The sequence below is a fragment of the Streptomyces sp. NPDC001532 genome, from assembly GCF_040298625.1.
In the GTDB taxonomy this organism is placed as follows: domain Bacteria; phylum Actinomycetota; class Actinomycetes; order Streptomycetales; family Streptomycetaceae; genus Streptomyces.
Window position 1 is genome coordinate 31,937 of record NZ_JBEPAL010000014.1, and the last position, 17,570, is coordinate 49,506.

Annotated in this window: 12 protein-coding genes; 8 read left to right on the forward strand and 4 right to left on the reverse strand. The window is 71.4% G+C overall.

Annotation, left to right across the window (positions count from 1 at the left end; all coding sequences use genetic code 11):
* Window positions 1-13 precede the first annotated feature (13 nt).
* From ABT232_RS15560 to ABT232_RS15590, 7 genes are all read left to right on the forward strand, one after another.
* Window positions 14-1,039, forward strand: coding sequence for a LacI family DNA-binding transcriptional regulator (locus tag ABT232_RS15560; protein WP_351840422.1), 1,026 nt, complete (start codon window positions 14-16; stop codon window positions 1,037-1,039).
* Window positions 1,040-1,118: 79 nt separating this feature from the next.
* Window positions 1,119-1,562 carry an ester cyclase gene (locus ABT232_RS15565; protein ID WP_351840423.1) on the forward strand — a complete coding sequence of 148 codons (444 nt, stop codon included), beginning with the start codon at window positions 1,119-1,121 and terminating at the stop codon, window positions 1,560-1,562.
* A 285-nt stretch (window positions 1,563-1,847) separates the two neighbouring features.
* Window positions 1,848-4,223 carry a glycoside hydrolase family 9 protein gene (locus ABT232_RS15570; protein ID WP_351840424.1) on the forward strand — a complete coding sequence of 792 codons (2,376 nt, stop codon included), beginning with the start codon at window positions 1,848-1,850 and terminating at the stop codon, window positions 4,221-4,223.
* A gap of 273 nt (window positions 4,224-4,496) precedes the next feature.
* A complete protein-coding gene (locus ABT232_RS15575) occupies window positions 4,497-5,636 on the forward strand; it encodes a glycoside hydrolase family 12 protein (protein WP_351840425.1) in 1,140 nt (379 codons plus the stop codon).
* Between the two features lie 103 nt (window positions 5,637-5,739).
* Window positions 5,740-8,016, forward strand: a complete 2,277-nt coding sequence (locus ABT232_RS15580; protein WP_351840426.1) for a glycoside hydrolase family 3 N-terminal domain-containing protein — start codon at window positions 5,740-5,742, stop codon at window positions 8,014-8,016.
* Window positions 8,017-8,094: 78 nt separating this feature from the next.
* Window positions 8,095-10,317 carry a glycoside hydrolase family 6 protein gene (locus ABT232_RS15585; protein ID WP_351840427.1) on the forward strand — a complete coding sequence of 741 codons (2,223 nt, stop codon included), beginning with the start codon at window positions 8,095-8,097 and terminating at the stop codon, window positions 10,315-10,317.
* A gap of 55 nt (window positions 10,318-10,372) precedes the next feature.
* Window positions 10,373-11,494, forward strand: coding sequence for a lytic polysaccharide monooxygenase (locus ABT232_RS15590; RefSeq protein ID WP_351840428.1), 1,122 nt, complete (start codon window positions 10,373-10,375; stop codon window positions 11,492-11,494).
* Between the two features lie 65 nt (window positions 11,495-11,559).
* Here the strand turns inward: ABT232_RS15590 and ABT232_RS15595 are convergent, their stop codons facing one another.
* Window positions 11,560-12,243, reverse strand: coding sequence for a hypothetical protein (locus ABT232_RS15595; protein WP_351840429.1), 684 nt, complete (start codon window positions 12,241-12,243; stop codon window positions 11,560-11,562).
* A gap of 203 nt (window positions 12,244-12,446) precedes the next feature.
* Here ABT232_RS15595 and gcl point away from each other — a divergent pair, with 203 nt between their 5' ends.
* Window positions 12,447-14,231: a glyoxylate carboligase gene (gcl, locus tag ABT232_RS15600; protein ID WP_351840430.1), complete on the forward strand. Its 1,785-nt coding sequence runs from the start codon at window positions 12,447-12,449 to the stop codon at window positions 14,229-14,231.
* 234 nt (window positions 14,232-14,465) lie between these two features.
* Here the strand turns inward: gcl and ABT232_RS15605 are convergent, their stop codons facing one another.
* From ABT232_RS15605 to ABT232_RS15615, 3 genes are all read right to left on the reverse strand, one after another.
* Entirely contained in the window at window positions 14,466-14,702 is a 237-nt protein-coding gene (locus ABT232_RS15605; protein WP_351840431.1) for a hypothetical protein, read from the reverse strand.
* A gap of 288 nt (window positions 14,703-14,990) precedes the next feature.
* On the reverse strand, window positions 14,991-16,448 hold the full coding sequence (locus ABT232_RS15610; RefSeq protein WP_351840432.1) for a catalase: 1,458 nt from the start codon (window positions 16,446-16,448) through the stop codon (window positions 14,991-14,993).
* 203 nt (window positions 16,449-16,651) lie between these two features.
* Complete coding sequence (locus ABT232_RS15615; protein ID WP_351840433.1) at window positions 16,652-17,542, reverse strand: 2-hydroxy-3-oxopropionate reductase; 891 nt, start codon at window positions 17,540-17,542, stop codon at window positions 16,652-16,654.
* Between the last annotated feature and the right edge of the window lie 28 nt (window positions 17,543-17,570).

Here is a 17,570-nt window from a genome sequence, read left to right on the forward strand (position 1 = left end):
CTGGGGGGTGAATATGGTCAAGCGGCGCCCCGGCACGCCCACGCTGGAGGAAGTGGCCGCCCACGCCGGTGTCGGGCGGGGCACCGTCTCCCGTGTCATCAACAACGCGGCCGGAGTGAAGGAATCGACCCGCCGTGCCGTGCAGCGCGCCATCGCCGAACTGGGCTACGTGCCCAATCTGGCGGCGCGTTCACTGGCCGGCCGGCGCGCCGACGCGGTGGCGCTGGTGATGACGGAACGGGACTGGCGGCTGTTCGGCGAACCGTTCTTCTCGGAGACGGTCCGCTCCGTCGGTGACGCCCTCACCGACACCTCGGTGCACCTGCTGCTCACCCTGGTCCGCACCGACGCCGAGCGGCAGCGCTTCGTCGAGTTCGCGCGCGGCGGCCGGGTGGACGGCGTGCTGCTGATGTCGGTGCGCGCCGACGACCGGCTGCCGGACATGCTCGCGGAGGCCGGCATCCCCACCGTGCTGCTCGGCCGCCGCTCCGGCGACGAGCAGATCACCTACGTGGACGCGGACAACGTCGGCGGTGCCCGCGAGGCGGTCACCCATCTGGCACGCGGCGGCAGACGCTCGATCGCCGCCCTCACCGGCCCCCTGGACATGTACGTCGCCCAGTGCCGGCTGCGCGGCTACCGGCAGGCCCTGGCCCAGGCCGAACTCCCCGCCGACGACTCCTGGGTCGTCGAGAGCGAGGACTTCACCGAGGCGAGCGGGCGCCGGGCGACGACCGAACTCCTGCGCCGCCACCCGGAGGTCGACGCCGTCCTCGCCGCCTCGGACACCATGGCCGCCGGAGCCCTGGCCGTCCTGCGCGCCGCCGGCCGGCGGGTCCCCGAGGACGTGGCAGTCATCGGCTTCGACGACTTCACCCTCGCCCAGCACACCGAACCCCGCCTCACCACGGTCCGCCAGCCCCTGGAGGAGATCGGCCGCACGATGGTGCGCCTGCTGCTGGAGGAGATCGAGCAGCCGGAGGTGGCGTGGCGCCATGTGATCGTGCGGACGAGGCTGGTGGTGCGGGAGTCGACCTGAGACGCCTCGGGGCATGTCACACCCCGGGGAGCCGATCCGTCGTACGTGTGCAGCCACCGACAGCGATCGAGGAGACGTCATGGCCACAGCACACGAAGCCGACGGCAGGGCCGTGTTCGGCCGCCTGCACACCGCGGTGAACAGCGGCGACCCGAAGGCCGTCGCCGAGACCATCGACGAGGTCGTCGCACCGGACGTGCGGTTCCACGCGCCGGTACCGATGGGGGAGAGCGGGGCGGACGCGCTCAAGCGGGTCTGGGAGGTGCTGCTGCGGGCCTTTCCCGACCTCGAGGTCACGGCGGAGGAGGTGATCACCGAGGGCGACAAGGTCGTCGTCCGCAACACGGTCACCGGCACCCATCTCGGCGACTACCGGGGACTCGCGCCCACCGGCAGGTCCGTCAGCTACGGCGAGATCTTCATCTTCCGCGTCGCGGGCGGCCGGATCGTCGAGATCCGGGGCGTCGTCGACGTCCTCTCACAGCTGCGGCAGCTCGGGGCGATCGCCGACGGCCCCGTGTGAGCGCCCGCGGTCCGCGACCGCGCCGGGAGGCCGGACCGCGGGGCCGAGCCTCGCCGGCCCCGCCGTTTCTCTTGACACCGCTCCCACGTGCTGGCTTCATGGCCAGCACGTGGGAGCGCTCCCAAGGGACTCCCGGCGTCTGCTTCCGTATGCCTCCCCGCGGACGGGAACCGGCGCCGGGCTCCACCACGCCCCCGTACGACGGCGCCTCGGGCAGCCCCCACCCGGCACGGCACGACCCCGATCCATCCTCCCCGCACCTCCCCGTACGGAAGGGACGATCCGTTGCGCCCGCACCTTCTCGCTCCGCCCAGACGCCCCGAGCCGCCGCCCGCCCGCCGCCGGCGCCCGGGCCCCGCCCTTCTCGCCGCCACCCTCACCGCCGGACTGCTGCTGCCGCTCACCGCCGCCGGCCCCTCCGCCGCCGCCCCCGCCTTCGCCTACGGCGAGGCCCTCCAGAAGTCGCTGCTCTTCTACGAGGCCCAGCAGTCCGGCGAACTCCCGGACTGGAACCGCGTCGGCTGGCGCGGGGACTCCGGGCTGAACGACGGCAAGGACGCCGGAGTGGACCTCACCGGCGGCTGGTACGACGCCGGGGACCACGTCAAGTTCGGCCTGCCGATGGCCTATTCGGCGACCGTGCTGGCCTGGGGCGGCCTGGAGGAACGCGCCGCCTACACCAGCGCCGGCCAGTGGACCCACCTGAAGAACAACCTCCGGTTCGTCAACGACTACTTCGTCAAGGCCCACCCCTCGCCCGACGTCCTGTACGGGCAGGTCGGCCACGGCGGCAAGGACCACGCCTGGTGGGGCCCCGCCGAGGTGATGCCGATGGAGCGGCCTTCCTTCAAGATCGACGCCTCCTGCCCCGGCTCCGACCTCGCCGGTCAGACCGCCGCCGCGATGGCGGCCTCCTCGATGGTGTTCGCCGACAGCGACGCCGCCTACGCCGGCAAGCTCCTCACCCACGCCAAGCAGCTGTACACCTTCGCCGACACCCACCGAGGGAAGTACAGCGACTGCGTCACCGACGCCCAGAGCTATTACAACTCCTGGAGCGGCTACCGCGACGAGCTGGTCTGGGGCGCGATCTGGCTGTACAAGGCCACCGGCGACCCCGCCTACCTCACCAAGGCGGAGAGCTACTACGACAACCTCTCCACCGAGCCCCAGTCCACCACCCGCTCCTACCGCTGGACCCTCTCCTGGGACGACAGCTCCTACGGCGCCTACGTCCTGCTCGCCCAGCTCACCGGCAAGCAGAAGTACATCGACGACACCAACCGCTGGCTGGACTGGTGGACCGTCGGCGTGAACGGCAGCCGGGTGCGCTACTCGCCCGGCGGCCAGGCCGTCCTCGACAGCTGGGGCTCCCTGCGCTACGCCGCCAACACCGCCTTCGCCGCCCTGGTCTACTCGGACTGGCTGACCGGTGACCCGACCCGCAAGGCGCGCTACCACGACTTCGCCGTCCGCCAGATCGACTACGCGCTCGGCGACAACCCGCGCGACTCCAGCTATGTCGTGGGCTTCGGCGCCAACCCGCCCACCAAACCCCACCACCGCACCGCCCACGGCTCCTGGACCGACCAGATCACCAGTCCCGCCGACAGCCGCCACACCCTGCACGGCGCCCTCGTCGGCGGCCCGAGCGCGGCCGACGACGCCTACACCGACGACCGGCAGAACTACGTCAACAACGAGGTCGCCACCGACTACAACGCCGCCTTCACCGGCGCCCTGGCCCGCCTGTACGGCGAGTACGGCGGCGCCCCCCTGACCGGCTTCCCCGCGCCGGAGACCCCCGACGGCCCGGAGATGTCCGTACAGGCCTCGGTGAACGCCACCGGCGCCAACTTCACCGAGATCAAGGCGTATCTGGTCAACAAGTCCGCCTGGCCCGCCCGCGCCCTCACCGACAGCTCGCTGCGCTACTACTTCACCCTCGAACCCGGCGTCCAGCCGAGCCAGATCACCGTCAGCACCAACTACAACCAGTGCGGACCGGTCTCCGGCCCCACCCGGTACGCGGGTGACGTCCACTACGTCACCGTGGACTGCTCGGACACCGTGATCGCGCCCGCCGGCCAGTCCGCCTACCGCAAGGAGGTGCAGTTCCGGATCGGCTCGTCCGGCGCCTGGAACCCCGGCAACGACTGGTCGTACCAGCGGATCGCGACCACACCGGGCAGCACCCCGGTGGACGCGCCGAACATCGTCCTGCTGGAGGGCGCGGACCGGCAGTGGGGCAGCCCGCCGGACGGCGGCACCCCCGGACCGGACCCGACCCCCACACCGACCCCGACCCCGACACCCACCCCCACGCCGACCCCGACGCCCACGCCGGCCGAGGGCTGCGCGGTCACCTACACGGTCGGGTCCTCGTGGAACGGCGGGTTCACCGCCGAGGTGAAGGTGCGCAACACCGGGACGACCGCGGTGAACGGCTGGAAGCTCGGCTTCTCCTTCGCGGGGAACGAGAAGGTGACCAACGCCTGGAACGCCACGGTCACCCAGTCGGGAGCCGCCGTCACCGCCGTGAACGCGGGACACAACGCGGCCCTCCCGGCGGGCGGCGGCACCAGCTTCGGCTTCCAGGCGAGCGGCACCCCCGCCGCCGCGCCCGCGGCCTTCACGCTCAACGGCCGCACCTGCACCTGACGAACCGTCAGCGAAATTTTCGGGAGCGCTCCCAACTCCCAGTGGCGGTCGGTTGGTTGATCGAACAGGCCGACCGCCCTCTCGCTGACCTGCGTCTTCGAAATCGATTCGACGGATTGCTGCGCACGGGGTTGTCAGGGACATGGACGGCTCCTACAGTCGCGTCCGAAACCGGTGGGGTGGGAGCGCTCCCATCAGTGGGGAGACGGGAGCGCTCCCGTGACCAGCACGGCACCCCTGTCGAATCCGCAACCCTCGCAGAGAGGCCCCCGCATGCGATCGTCACCGCACCGCCTCCGCACCGTCCGCGCCGTGTTCGGCGCGCTGCTCACCGCACTCGCCACCCTGGCGGCGCTCGTCGCCGTCGGCGCACCGGCCCAGGCCGACACCACGATCTGCGAGCAGTTCGGCTCGACCGTGATCCAGGGCCGCTACGTCGTCCAGAACAACCGCTGGGGCACCAGCGCCACCCAGTGCGTCACCGCCACCGACACCGGCTTCCGGCTCAGCCAGGCCGACGGCTCGGTGCCCACCAACGGCGCCCCGAAGTCGTACCCCTCGGTCTTCAACGGCTGCCACTACACCAACTGTTCGCCGGGCGCCAACCTCCCCGCGCAGGTCAGCTCCATCTCCAGCGCGCCCAGCAGCATCTCGTACGGCTATGTCTCGAACGCCGTCTACAACGCCTCGTACGACATCTGGCTGGACCCGACGCCCCGCACCGACGGCGTCAACCGCACCGAGATCATGATCTGGTTCAACCGGGTGGGCTCCATCCAGCCGATCGGCTCCCAGGTCGGCACCGCCACCGTCGGCGGCCGCACCTGGCAGGTGTGGACCGGCAGCAACGGCTCCAACGACGTGATCTCCTTCGTCGCGCCGTCGGCGATCAGCAGCTGGAGCTTCGACGTGATGGACTTCGTCGACCAGACCGTCGCCCGCGGCATGGCGCAGAGCAACTGGTACCTGACGAGCGTCCAGGCCGGGTTCGAACCGTGGCAGAACGGCGCCGGGCTCGCGGTGAACTCCTTCTCCTCCGCGGTGAACCTCGGCGGCACCGACCCGGGCGGCCCCGGCGACCCGGGCACCCCGGCGGCGGCCTGCCAGGTCACCTACGCCACCAACGTCTGGCAGGGCGGTTTCACCGCCGAGGTGACGGTGAAGAACACCGGCTCCACCGCCGTCGACAACTGGAAGCTCGGCTTCACCCTGCCGTCCGGGCAGCGCGTCACCAACTCCTGGAACGCCACCCTGTCCGGCTCGACGGGCGCGGTCACGGCGAGCGGTGTGTCGCACAACGCGAACATCGCGGCCGGCGCGAGCCAGTCCTTCGGCTTCCAGGGCACCTACAGCGGCACCTTCGCCAAGCCGGCCGGCTTCACCCTGAACGGCACGGCCTGCTCCGTCGCCTGACCCGCGGCGCACCGTACCGCTCCGGGGCCCGTCCTGCGCCGAAAGGGCGGCCCCCGGAGCGCTCCAACCCCGCCCCTCCGGCCCGCACCCGGAAAGGCCCGCCATGAGCTCGCGTCCCGCACCCCCGGCTCCCCGCCAAGCACCTCCCGCCCCCCGCCCCGCTCCCCGCCCCGCGGCCTCCGTCCGCCGGCCCGCGTTCGTCGCGGCCCTGTGCGCCGCGGCGCTCGCGGTGACCGGCCTGACCGCCGCCGCCCCGCCCGACCGCGACACCGCGACCGCCGCCGTCCTGCCGTACCAGGACCCCTCGGTGCCGGTCCCGCAGCGGGTCGACGACCTGCTCGGCCGGATGTCGCTCGACGACAAGCTCGGCCAGATGACCCAGATCGAGAAGGACGCGCTGGTCCCGCAGTCCGACCTCGCCACCTACCGGATCGGGTCGGTGCTCTCCGGCGGCGACTCCACGGTCAGCCCCAACAACGCCCAGACCTGGGCCGACACCTACGACTCCCTCCAGCGCACGGCCCTCGGCACCCCGCTCGCCATTCCGCTGATCTACGGCATCGACGCCGTCCACGGCCACAACGCGGTGCGCGGCGCCACGCTCTTCCCGCACAACATCGGCCTGGGCGCCACCCGCGACCCCGCCCTGGTGCAGCGCGTCGGACGCGCGGTCGCCGAGGAGGTCGCGGGGACCGGCATCGACTGGTCGTTCGCGCCCTGTCTCTGCGTGGCCCGCAACGACCGGTGGGGCCGCACCTACGAGTCGTTCGGCGAGACGCCCGAACTGCCCACCGCCATGACCTCGTTCATCACCGGCCTCCAGGGCGCCGGCCTGGGCGGCGACCCGGCCTCCGTGCTCGCCACCGCCAAGCACTACATCGGCGACGGCGGCACCACCGGCGGCGTCGACCAGGGCAACACGGAGCTGTCCGAGACCGAGCTGCGCGCGATCCACCTGCCGCCCTTCAAGGAGGCGGTCCGGCGCGGCGTGGGCTCGGTGATGCTCTCCTACAGCAGCTGGAACGGGGTGCGCTCGCACGCCCACAAGTACCTGGTCACCGACGTCCTCAAGGGCGAGCTGGGCTTCAGCGGCTTCGTCGTCTCGGACTGGGCCGCCGTCGACCAGCTCGACGGGCAGACCGGCTTCACCGGCGCCGAGATCGCCACCGCCGTCAACGCGGGCGTCGACATGGTGATGGTCCCGCACGACTACAAGAAGTTCCTGGCCCTGCTGCGCGGCGAGGTCACCGCGGGCCGCGTCCCGCTCGCCCGGATCGACGACGCCAACCGCCGCATCCTCACCAAGAAGTTCCAGCTCGGCCTCTTCGAACGCCCGCTGACCGACCGCTCGTACACCACCACGGTCGGATCGGCCGCCCACCGGGCCCTCGCCCGGGAGGCGGTGCGGGCCTCGCAGGTGCTGCTGAAGAACGAGGGCGGGGTGCTGCCGCTGGCGAGGAACGGCAAGCTGTTCGTCGCCGGGAAGTCCGCCGACGACATCGGCAACCAGAGCGGCGGCTGGACCGTGGGCTGGCAGGGCCGCAGCGGCGCCGTCACCGAGGGCACCACCGTCCTCCAGGGCATCCGCGCCACCGTCACCGACCCCTCCCGCGTCACCTACGACCGCTACGGCAACGGCATCGACGGCAGCTACACGGCCGCCGTGGCCGTCGTCGGCGAGACCCCGTACGCCGAGATGCGCGGCGACCGGCCCGCCGGCATGGGCCTGGACCAGGAGGATCTTCAGACCCTGGCCCGGCTGAAGGCGAGCGGTGTGCCCGTCGTCGTGGTCCTGGTCTCCGGCCGGCCCCTCGACATCGCCGCGCAGCTCCCGGACTGGAAGGCGCTGCTGGCCGCCTGGCTGCCCGGCACCGAGGGCGGCGGCGTCGCGGACGTGCTGTTCGGCGCCTACGCCCCGACCGGCAAGCTGCCGGTGAGCTGGATGCGGAGCGCCTCTCAGCAGCCGGTCAACGACGGCGACGGCAAGAGCCCGCTCTTCCCCTACGGGTACGGCCTGACCTACGGCACCACACCGGACCCGGACCCGGACCCCGACCCGGATCCCACCCCGGAGCCGACCCCCGCGAAGGCCTGCACCGCCACCTTCAAGCTCGTCAACTCCTGGCCGGGCGGCCACCAGGCGGAGATCACCGTCAAGAACACCGGCACCGGCCCGATCACCGGCTGGAGCGTCGACTGGGAGCTGGGCGGCGCCACGATCACCAGCCTCTGGAACGGCACCCACACGGTCGCGGGCGGCCGGATCACCGTCCGCAACACCGCCTCCAACGGCTCCCTGGCCGCCGCGGCGGGCACCTCGTTCGGCTACACCGCGAACGGCACCGCGGGCACCCCCGCCCCGCGCTGCACCGCCACCTGACCGCACCCCCGTTCTCCCCACGGTCGATCACGGATGTCCCCACACCCGTCACCCCGCACCTCCCACCCGAGGAGAGACATGACAGACCGGACCAGACGGACGGGCGCCCGCCTGCGCAGGCCGTACCGCAAGCGGACGGCAGCGCTGGCCACGGCGCTGAGCACGCTCCTGCTGGGGGCGGCGGCGCAGCTGTCCGCGCCCGAGGCGTCCGCCGCCGAGGCCCATGTGGACAACCCGTTCGCCGGTGCCACCGCGTACGTCAACCCCGACTACGCCGAGCGCGTCCAGGGCTCCATCGCACTGACCTCCGACGCCGCCCTCAAGGCGAAGATGGAGCAGGTCAAGAGCTATCCGACGGCCGTCTGGCTGGACCGGATCGCCGCCATCCACGGCGGTGCAGTCAACGCCGGCCGCAAGAGCCTCGCCGACCATCTCGACCTGGCGCTGGCCCAGAAGAAGCCCGGCCAGCCGATCACCGCCACCTTCGTGGTCTACGACCTGCCGGGCCGGGACTGCGCCGCGCTCGCCTCCAACGGCGAACTGCCGCTCACCGAGGCCGGGTTGCAGCGCTACAAGACCGAGTACATCGACGCCATCGCGGCCGTCTTCAAGAACCCGAAGTACCAGGACATCCGGATCACCACCGTCATCGAGCCGGACGGGCTGCCGAACCTGGTGACCAACACCGCCGACCCGGAGTGCGCCCAGGCCAAGAGCAGCGGGATCTATGCCAAGGCGGTCCAGTACGCCCTCGACCAGCTGCACGCCGTCCCCAACGTCTACACCTACCTCGACTTCGCCCACTCCGGCTGGCTCGGCTGGGACACCAACCTCTCCCAGACCGTCCAGCTCTACACGGACGTCGCCAAGGGCACCCGTGCCGGGCTGAGCAGCGTCGACGGCCTGGTCACCAACGTCTCCAACTACACGCCGCTGGAGGAGCCGTTCCTGCCCGACCCGAACAAGACGGTCGGCGGGAACATGATCAAGTCGGGCAAGTACTACGAGTGGAACCCGAACTTCGACGAGTCGGACTTCACCAGGAACACCTACCGCGCCCTGGTCGCGGCGGGCTGGCCCGCCTCCACCGGCATGCTGGTCGACACCTCCCGCAACGGCTGGGGCGGCTCCGCCCGCCCGACCGCCGAGAGCACCAGCACCACCCTCGACACCTACGTCAGCGAGTCGAAGGTGGACCGCCGCGTCCACCGCGGCCTGTGGTGCAACACCAGCGGCGCCGGACTGGGCCGCCCGCCGCAGGCCGCGCCCTCCGGCTTCCCCGACTCCCACCTCGACGCCTTCCTGTGGGTGAAGCCGCCGGGGGAGTCGGACGGATCGAGCACCGAGATCCCCAACGACGAGGGCAAGCGTCTGGACCCGATGTGCGACCCGACGTACTCGGCGCCCAACGCGGGCGGCAGCAAGACGGGCGCGCTGCCCGGCGCCCCGCTCGCCGGGCACTGGTTCCACGACCAGTTCACCATGCTGGTCCGCAACGCCCACCCGGCCGTGCCCGGTGACGGCGGCGGCGACCCGGACCCGACCGACACCACCGCCCCGACCGTGCCGAACGCGCTGACGTCCACCGCGAAGACCGCGACCAGCGTCACCCTGTCCTGGACGGCCGCCACCGACAACGTCGGCGTCACCGGCTACGACGTGTACCGCAACGGCACCAAGGTGAACGCCTCACCGGTCACCGCCACCGCGTACACCGACAGCGGGCTGACCGCTTCGACGGCGTACTCGTACACCGTGCGCGCCCGGGACGCCGCCGGGAACGTCTCCGCGGCCTCCACCGCGCTGAGCGTCACCACCGAGGCGGGCGGCGGCGGACCGGACCCGGTCGGCGGCCTGAAGGTCACCTACAAGAACAACGACGCCTCGGCCACGGACAACGCCATCCGGCCCGGACTGCGGATCGTCAACACCGGCACCGCGTCGGTGGACCTGACCAAGGTCACGGCCCGCTACTACTTCACCCGCGACGGCGGCTCGTCCACCGTGAACGCCTTCTGCGACTACGCCGCCGTCGGCTGCGGGAACGTCAGGCTCCGCGTGGTCGCGCTGAGCACGCCGGTGGCCGGAGCGGACGCCTACCTGGAGGTCGGCTTCTCCGCCGGCACGCTGGCCGCCGGCAAGGACACCGGCGACATCCAGCTGCGGATGGCCAAGTCCGACTGGTCCGCGTTCGACGAGGCCGGCGACTACAGCCGCTCCACCGCCACCTCGTACACGGACGCACCGAAGATCCCCGCCTACCTGGCCGCCGAGCGGGCCTGGGGCACTCCGCCCGCCTGACCGGCCCGGAACCACCGAGGAGAGCGACAACACCCCACCCATCACAGGAGACACCATGGCACGAAGTGCTCCACGCACCAGACGATCACTGTCGTTACTGGCGGTGCTGGCCACCCTGCTCAGCGGGCTCGGCCTGGCCCTGATCGGCCAGGGCAGCGCGCAGGCGCACGGTGTGACGATGACGCCCGGCTCGCGGACCTACCTCTGCTGGCTGGACGCCAAGACATCCACCGGCTCGCTGGACCCGACGAACCCCGCCTGCAAGGCGGCGCTCGCCGAGAGCGGCTCGACGGCCCTGTACAACTGGTTCGCCGTGCTCGACTCCAACGCGGGCGGACGCGGTGCCGGCTATGTGCCGGACGGCAAGCTGTGCAGCGCGGGCGACCGCTCGCCGTACAACTTCACCGGCTACAACGCGGCCCGCGCCGACTGGCCCCGCACGCACCTCACCTCCGGGGCGACGATCCAGATCAAGCACAGCAACTGGGCCGCGCACCCGGGCAGCTTCCGGGTGTACATCTCCAAGCCCGGCTACTCGCCCACGTCCCCGCTGGGCTGGGGCGACCTGGAGCTGGTCCAGACGGTGACCAACCCGCCGCAGTCCGGTTCGGTGGGTTCGGACTCCGGCCACTACTACTGGGACCTGAAGCTGCCCTCGGGCCGCTCGGGCAACGCGATGATGTTCATCCAGTGGGTGCGCTCGGACAGCCAGGAGAACTTCTTCTCCTGCTCCGACATCGTCTTCGACGGCGGCAACGGAGAGGTGACCGGCATCCGCGGTTCGGGCGGCACGCCCACGCCGACCCCGACCCCGACGCCGACCCCCACGCCCACCCCGACGCCGACCCCGACGCCCACCGACCCGCACTCCGGGTGCATGGCCGTCTACTCGGTGACGAACTACTGGGGCGGCGGCTTCCAGGGTTCCGTCCAGGTGATGAACCACAACACCGCCGCGCGTGACGGCTGGGCGGTGCGCTGGCAGCCCGGCGCCGGAACCAAGATCACGCAGGCGTGGAACGGCATCCTGAGTACCGGCACCGACGGCACGGTCACGGTCAAGAACACCGACTACAACCGCACCATCGCGCCGGACGGCAGTGTGACGTTCGGCTTCACGGCCACCTCGACCGGGAACAACCTGCCGGTCGGCTCGATCACCTGCGTCAACCCGTAACACCGGCAGACGGCGGCGCCGGCTCCCGCATCCGCGGGGGCCGGCGCCGTCCTGTGTGCGGTGCGTCAGGCGGCGAGCGCGTCGGCGTGGCCGTTGACCGGCTGCGGGGTGCCCGTCAGGTCGAGCACGAACAGCGGCACGCCCAGCGCGTCGGCGCGGGCGCGCGCCTCGTCGGTGTACCCGGCGAGGGAGAAGTAGACGCAGGCCGCGGAGTCCGCCGTGGCGGTCAGCCACAGGCACTCCACGTCCCGCACCGACGCCGGCCGCACGGTGGGGTCCACCTGGGCCAGCAGACCGCGGGCGGCGAGCCCGATCCCGGAGGGCGGACGCCGGTCGGCGCGCCGCACGTCCCCGTGGCCCAGCCAGCGCAGATAGAGCGCGGCGGTGGTGACCGCGTCCCGGGCGGTGCGGATGGTCACCGGCTGGAAGGCGGGGCGCGCGGGCGCGGGCGCGGGGCCGGGGGCGGCCGGGGCCGGGGCGGACCCCGCCATGGGTATCCGCAGTACGGCGCCGCACGGGCAGCCCAGTTCCGGGCGCGGCCACTGGGCCGGGCGGTCGCAGGCGGCGCAGCGGACGGTGACCCACTCCTCGTCCCAGGCGCGGTGGGCGACGGCCGTCACCGGGGCCTGCCGGTCGAGGGGCGGGGCGACGGGCGCGCCGCACGCGCAGGGGTAGGACGGCGCGGCGAACAGATGGGCGCGCCGGCAGGCCGGACAGCGCACCGGCACGCTCTCGGACATGCCGTCCATCGTCCTCCGGCGGGAGCCTCCTTGTCCCGGACTTCGGCGGGTGGCCGTCCCGCGCCTCGGTCGTCTCTTGACGTGACCCCTCACCCCACCTACATTTCTTCCAGATAACAGAAGTTGATTTCCGCTATGTGGAAAACATGCGGAAGACGAGCTCACCGCGGGGCGCGACGGGAGCCGTACCGACAGCCGAAGCAGGAGTTCCCATGGCTCGTATGACCGCTGCCCGCGCGGCAGTCGAGATCCTCAAGCGCGAGGGCGTCACCGATGCGTTCGGTGTGCCCGGCGCGGCGATCAACCCCTTCTACGCGGCGCTCAAGGCCTCCGGCGGCGTCAACCACACCCTCGCCCGCCATGTCGAGGGCGCCTCCCACATGGCCGAGGGCTACACCCGCACCCACGCCGGCAACATCGGCGTGTGCATCGGCACCTCCGGCCCGGCCGGCACCGACATGATCACCGGCCTGTACTCGGCGATCGGCGACTCCATCCCGATCCTGTGCATCACCGGACAGGCCCCGACCGCGGTGATCCACAAAGAGGACTTCCAGGCCGTCGACATCGCCTCCATCGCCAAGCCGGTGACCAAGATGGCGGTCACCGTGCTGGAGGCCGCGCAGGTCCCCGGCGTCTTCCAGCAGGCCTTCCACCTGATGCGCTCCGGCCGTCCCGGCCCGGTCCTGATCGACCTGCCGATCGACGTCCAGCTCACCGAGATCGAGTTCGACCCGGAGACCTACGAGCCGCTGCCGGTCTACAAGCCGGCCGCCAGCCGCGCCCAGATCGAGAAGGCGATCGGCATGCTCAACGCCGCCGAGCGCCCGCTGATCGTCGCCGGCGGCGGTGTCATCAACGCCGACGCGGCCGAACTGCTCGTGGAGTTCGCCGAACTGACCGGCACCCCGGTCGTCCCGACCCTGATGGGCTGGGGCGTGCTGCCCGACGACCACGAGCTGAACGCCGGCATGGTGGGCCTGCAGACCTCGCACCGCTACGGCAACGCCACCTTCCTGGAGTCCGACTTCGTCCTCGGTATCGGCAACCGCTGGGCCAACCGCCACACCGGCAAGCTGGACGTCTACACTGCCGGACGGAAGTTCGTGCACGTCGACGTCGAGCCCACCCAGATCGGCAAGATCTTCGCCCCGGACTACGGCATCGCCTCCGACGCCAAGGCCGCGCTGGAGCTCTTCGTCGAGGTGGCCAAGGAGCTGAAGGCGGCCGGCAGGCTGCCCGACCGCTCCGCCTGGGCCGCCGCCGCGCAGGAGCGGAAGGCGACCCTGCTGCGCCGCACCCACTTCGACGACATCCCGATCAAGCCGCAGCGCGTCTACGAGGAGATGAACAAGGCCTTCGGCCCGGAGACCCGGTACGTCTCCACCATCGGCCTCTCGCAGATCGCCGGCGCCCAGATGCTGCACGTCTACCGGCCGCGGCACTGGATCAACTGCGGCCAGGCGGGCCCGCTCGGCTGGACCGTCCCGGCCGCGCTCGGCGTCGCCAAGGCCGACCCGGAGGCGCCCGTCGTCGCCCTCTCCGGCGACTACGACTTCCAGTTCATGATCGAGGAACTGGCGGTCGGGGCGCAGCACAAGATCCCGTACGTGCACGTCCTGGTCAACAACGCCTACCTCGGCCTGATCCGCCAGGCGCAGCGGGCGTTCGACATCGACTTCCAGGTCAAGCTGGAGTTCGAGAACATCAACGCGCCCGAGCTGGGCGTCTACGGCGTGGACCACGTCAAGGTCGCCGAGGGCCTGGGCTGCAAGGCGATCCGGGTGACCGACCCGAGCGAGCTGGGCGCCGCCTTCGAGCAGGCCAAGAAGCTGGCCGCCGAGTACCGGGTGCCGGTGGTGGTCGAGGCGATCCTGGAGCGGGTCACCAACATCTCGATGTCCACCACCAACGACATCGGCAATGTCGTGGAGTTCGAGGAGATCGCGACCGAGCCGGGTCACGCCCCGACCTCGGTCAGGACGTTCAAGGCCTGACCCGCACCTTCGCGAAGGGCGGCCCACCACCCGGTGGGCCGCCCTTCCGCGTACCCGGCCGGCGACGCGCCGCCTCGTCCGAAACGTGCCGGGGCCCGCCGCCCCCGTGTCGGCGGGCCCCGGCACGAGGGCTATCGTGCCCGTCCCCGGGGGCGGGGCGCGCCCCTCGGGGACGGGTTCAGAGGTTGATTTGAGGGTGCCGTAGCGGGTCTACGACCGGTGGCGTAGGTGCGTTCAGGCGTCGTGATGCTCGGACAGGCCCGGCCAGTCGTCCGGGCCGCCGCCCTGCCATTCGATGAGATCGCTTTCCGCGACGTCGGTGACGTACAGATCGGCCAGCCGCAGGATCTCGCCGACGTCGTCGGCGTGCGAGGCGATCCCCAGCGTCTGGTCGCCCTCGGTGACCCGCCGGGAGCCGTCCAGGGCGGGGGAGTGGACCACGACATGCGGATGCTGCGTTGGAGGTGCCATGCCTTCAGGCTGCTGCGGTCCGGACGGATCCGCACCCCGGCGGGCACGGGAAAGCGCCGGGTGCGGGACCGTCCGCACCCGGCGCTCGTCCGGGGTGTACCGATTGCCGGGACCGCGGCGGCTGCGACGGAGCCGTGCCGCCCTTCCCTCAGGTCGAGAAGGGGGACACGCGTCCTTCACCACCGCACTGGCTCGCAGGCCGCCGCGGTCCTCACCCTGCCCGCGCCCGCCCGCCGGGGCGACCACCCCTCATCCGGGTCGTCCCCTGGGCGGACGCGGTCAGGGAGTTCAGTCCTCGCGCAGGGCGCGGACCGCCTCCTCCACGCGCTTGCCGTACTCCGGGTCGGCGGCGTGGAAGTGGGCCAGGTTCTTCTCGATCACGTCGTCGCGGGAGACCTGCGACAGGCCGCCGGCGATGTTGGCGACGAGACGGGACTTCTCGTCCTCGCTCATCAGGCGGTACAGCTCGCCCGCCTGGAAGAAGTCGTCGTCCTTGGTGTGCTGCGGCGCCTCGTGGTTGCCGGTCCAGCCGGACACGGCGAGCGGGGCGGACAGCGGGCGGCCGGTCTCGACCGGGCCGTCGTACGAGTTGGGCTCGTAGTTCTTGGCGTACCGGCCCTGGGAGTTGGACGCCATCAGGCCGTCGCGGCCGTAGTTGCTCGCCACGGTCGCCTTCGGGGCGTTGACCGCGAGCTGGGTGTGGTTGACGCCCAGGCGGTAGCGGTGCGCGTCGGCGTAGGCGAACAGCCGGCCCTGGAGCATCTTGTCCGGGGAGGGGCCGATGCCGGGCACGAAGTTGTTGGGGGAGAAGGCGGCCTGCTCGACCTCGGCGAAGACGTTGTCCGGGTTGCGGTCGAGGACCAGGCGGCCCACGCGCTGGAGCGGGTAGTCCTTGTGCGGCCACACCTTGGTGAGGTCGAACGGGTTGAAGCGGTAGTCCGCCGCCTCGGCCGCCGGCATGATCTGCACGTACAGCGTCCAGGACGGGTTCACCCCGCGCTCGATCGCCTGGAGCAGGTCGGTCTGGTGGGAGTTGGCGTCCTTGCCGACGACCTCCTGCGCCTGCTCGGTGGAGAGGCTGCGAATGCCCTGGTTCGTCTTGAAGTGGTACTTGACGAAGAAGGCCTCGCCCTGCTCGTTCGTCCACTGGTAGGTGTGCGAGCCGTAGCCGTTCATGTGGCGGTACGACGCCGGGATGCCGCGGTCGCCCATCAGCCAGGTCACCTGGTGCGTGGCCTCGGGAGCGTGCGCCCAGAAGTCCCAGACGTTGTCCGGCTCCTGCTTGCCGGTGAACGGGTCACGCTTCTGCGAGTGGATGAAGTCGGGGAACTTGATCGGGTCCTTGATGAAGAAGACCGGGGTGTTGTTCCCGACGAGGTCGTAGTTGCCCTCCTCCGTGTAGAACTTGACCGCGAAGCCGCGCGGGTCGCGGACCGCGTCCGCACCGCCGAGCGAGTCGGCCACGGTGGAGAAGCGCACGAACACCTCGGTGCGCCTGCCCACGGCGCTCAGGAAGTCGGCGTACGTGAAGCCGGTGACGTCGTCCGTCACCTCGAAGTAGCCGTAGGCACCGGAGCCACGGGCGTGCACCACACGCTCCGGGATGCGCTCGCGGTTGAAGCGCGCCAGCTTCTCCAGGAGGTGCTGGTCCTGGAGGAGGAGGGGGCCGCCGGCGCCGGCGGAGGCGGAGTTCTGATTGTCGGCGACCGGGGCGCCGGACTCGGTGGTGAGCACGCGCTTCGACATCGTGGACCTTCCGTACGAGGGGGCAGCGGAAGTCTGTGGAAATGGTCTTCCGCTTTGTGGAGCTTCCGCTGTGCGGAGCCTAGATTTGGGGCGATCTGGACGTCAACACTTTGTTGAAGTGGAATCCGAGCGGCGCCACCGCCTGGGCGCGACAGGACAGGTGTCAGCGGCGACGCCGCCCGGAGGTCTGGGTGAGGTCCGGATCAGACCTGGGCGCCGGAGAGGCGCTCGACGGCACGCAGCAGGGCCGAGTGGTCCAGGCCGCCGTCGCCCTGGGCGCGCAGCGAGGCGACCAGCTGGGCCACGGTGGAGCCGACCGGCAGGGCGGCGCCGACGTTGCGGGCGGCGTCGGTCACGATGCCCATGTCCTTGTGGTGCAGGTCGATGCGGAAGCCTGGCTTGAAGTCGCGGTTCAGGAAGTTGTCCTTCTTACGGGTCAGCACGGTCGAGCCGGCGAGACCGCCGTTGAGGACGTCCAGCGCGGCCGCCAGGTCCACGCCCGACTTCTCCAGGAAGACCACGGCCTCGGCGCACGCCTGGATGTTCACCGCGACGATGAGCTGGTTGGCGGCCTTCACCGTCTGGCCCGAGCCGTGCGGACCGCACAGCACGATGGTCTTGCCGAGCGCGTCGAAGACCGGCTTGGCCTGGTCGAAGTCCGCCTGCTCGCCGCCGACCATGATGGACAGCACGGCCTCGATCGCGCCGGCCTCGCCGCCCGAGACGGGGGCGTCCAGGACGCGGATGCCCTTGTCCTTGGCGGCGGCGGCCAGGTCGACGGAGGTCTGCGGGGTGATCGAGGACATGTCGATCAGCAGCGCGCCGGACCGGGCGTTCTCCAGGATGCCGTCGGGGCCGTAGGCGATGGCCTCGACCTGCGGGGAGGCCGGCACCATCGTGATGATCACATCGGCGTCGCGGACCGCCTCGGCGATCGACGCGGCCGCGGTGCCGCCGGCGGCGGCCAGACGGTCCAGCTTCTCCTGCTCCAGGGTGAAGCCGGTGACGTCGTAACCCGCCTTGATCAGGTTCTCGGACATGGGGGAGCCCATGATGCCGAGGCCGATCCAGGCGATCTTGGGAAGCGTGCTCATGGCGGGGCCTTTCTCAAAAACGGGGATG

Coding starts and splice junctions, on each gene's coding strand:
- ABT232_RS15595 (WP_351840429.1), bottom strand. CDS start 12,243: ATGGACGGCATGTCCGAGAGCGTGCCGGTGCGCTGTCCGGCCTGCCGG.
- ABT232_RS15610 (WP_351840432.1), bottom strand. CDS start 16,448: ATGTCGAAGCGCGTGCTCACCACCGAGTCCGGCGCCCCGGTCGCCGAC.
- ABT232_RS15585 (WP_351840427.1), top strand. CDS start 8,095: ATGACAGACCGGACCAGACGGACGGGCGCCCGCCTGCGCAGGCCGTAC.
- gcl (WP_351840430.1), top strand. CDS start 12,447: ATGGCTCGTATGACCGCTGCCCGCGCGGCAGTCGAGATCCTCAAGCGC.
- ABT232_RS15575 (WP_351840425.1), top strand. CDS start 4,497: ATGCGATCGTCACCGCACCGCCTCCGCACCGTCCGCGCCGTGTTCGGC.
- ABT232_RS15590 (WP_351840428.1), top strand. CDS start 10,373: ATGGCACGAAGTGCTCCACGCACCAGACGATCACTGTCGTTACTGGCG.
- ABT232_RS15580 (WP_351840426.1), top strand. CDS start 5,740: ATGAGCTCGCGTCCCGCACCCCCGGCTCCCCGCCAAGCACCTCCCGCC.
- ABT232_RS15615 (WP_351840433.1), bottom strand. CDS start 17,542: ATGAGCACGCTTCCCAAGATCGCCTGGATCGGCCTCGGCATCATGGGC.
- ABT232_RS15565 (WP_351840423.1), top strand. CDS start 1,119: ATGGCCACAGCACACGAAGCCGACGGCAGGGCCGTGTTCGGCCGCCTG.
- ABT232_RS15560 (WP_351840422.1), top strand. CDS start 14: ATGGTCAAGCGGCGCCCCGGCACGCCCACGCTGGAGGAAGTGGCCGCC.
- ABT232_RS15605 (WP_351840431.1), bottom strand. CDS start 14,702: ATGGCACCTCCAACGCAGCATCCGCATGTCGTGGTCCACTCCCCCGCC.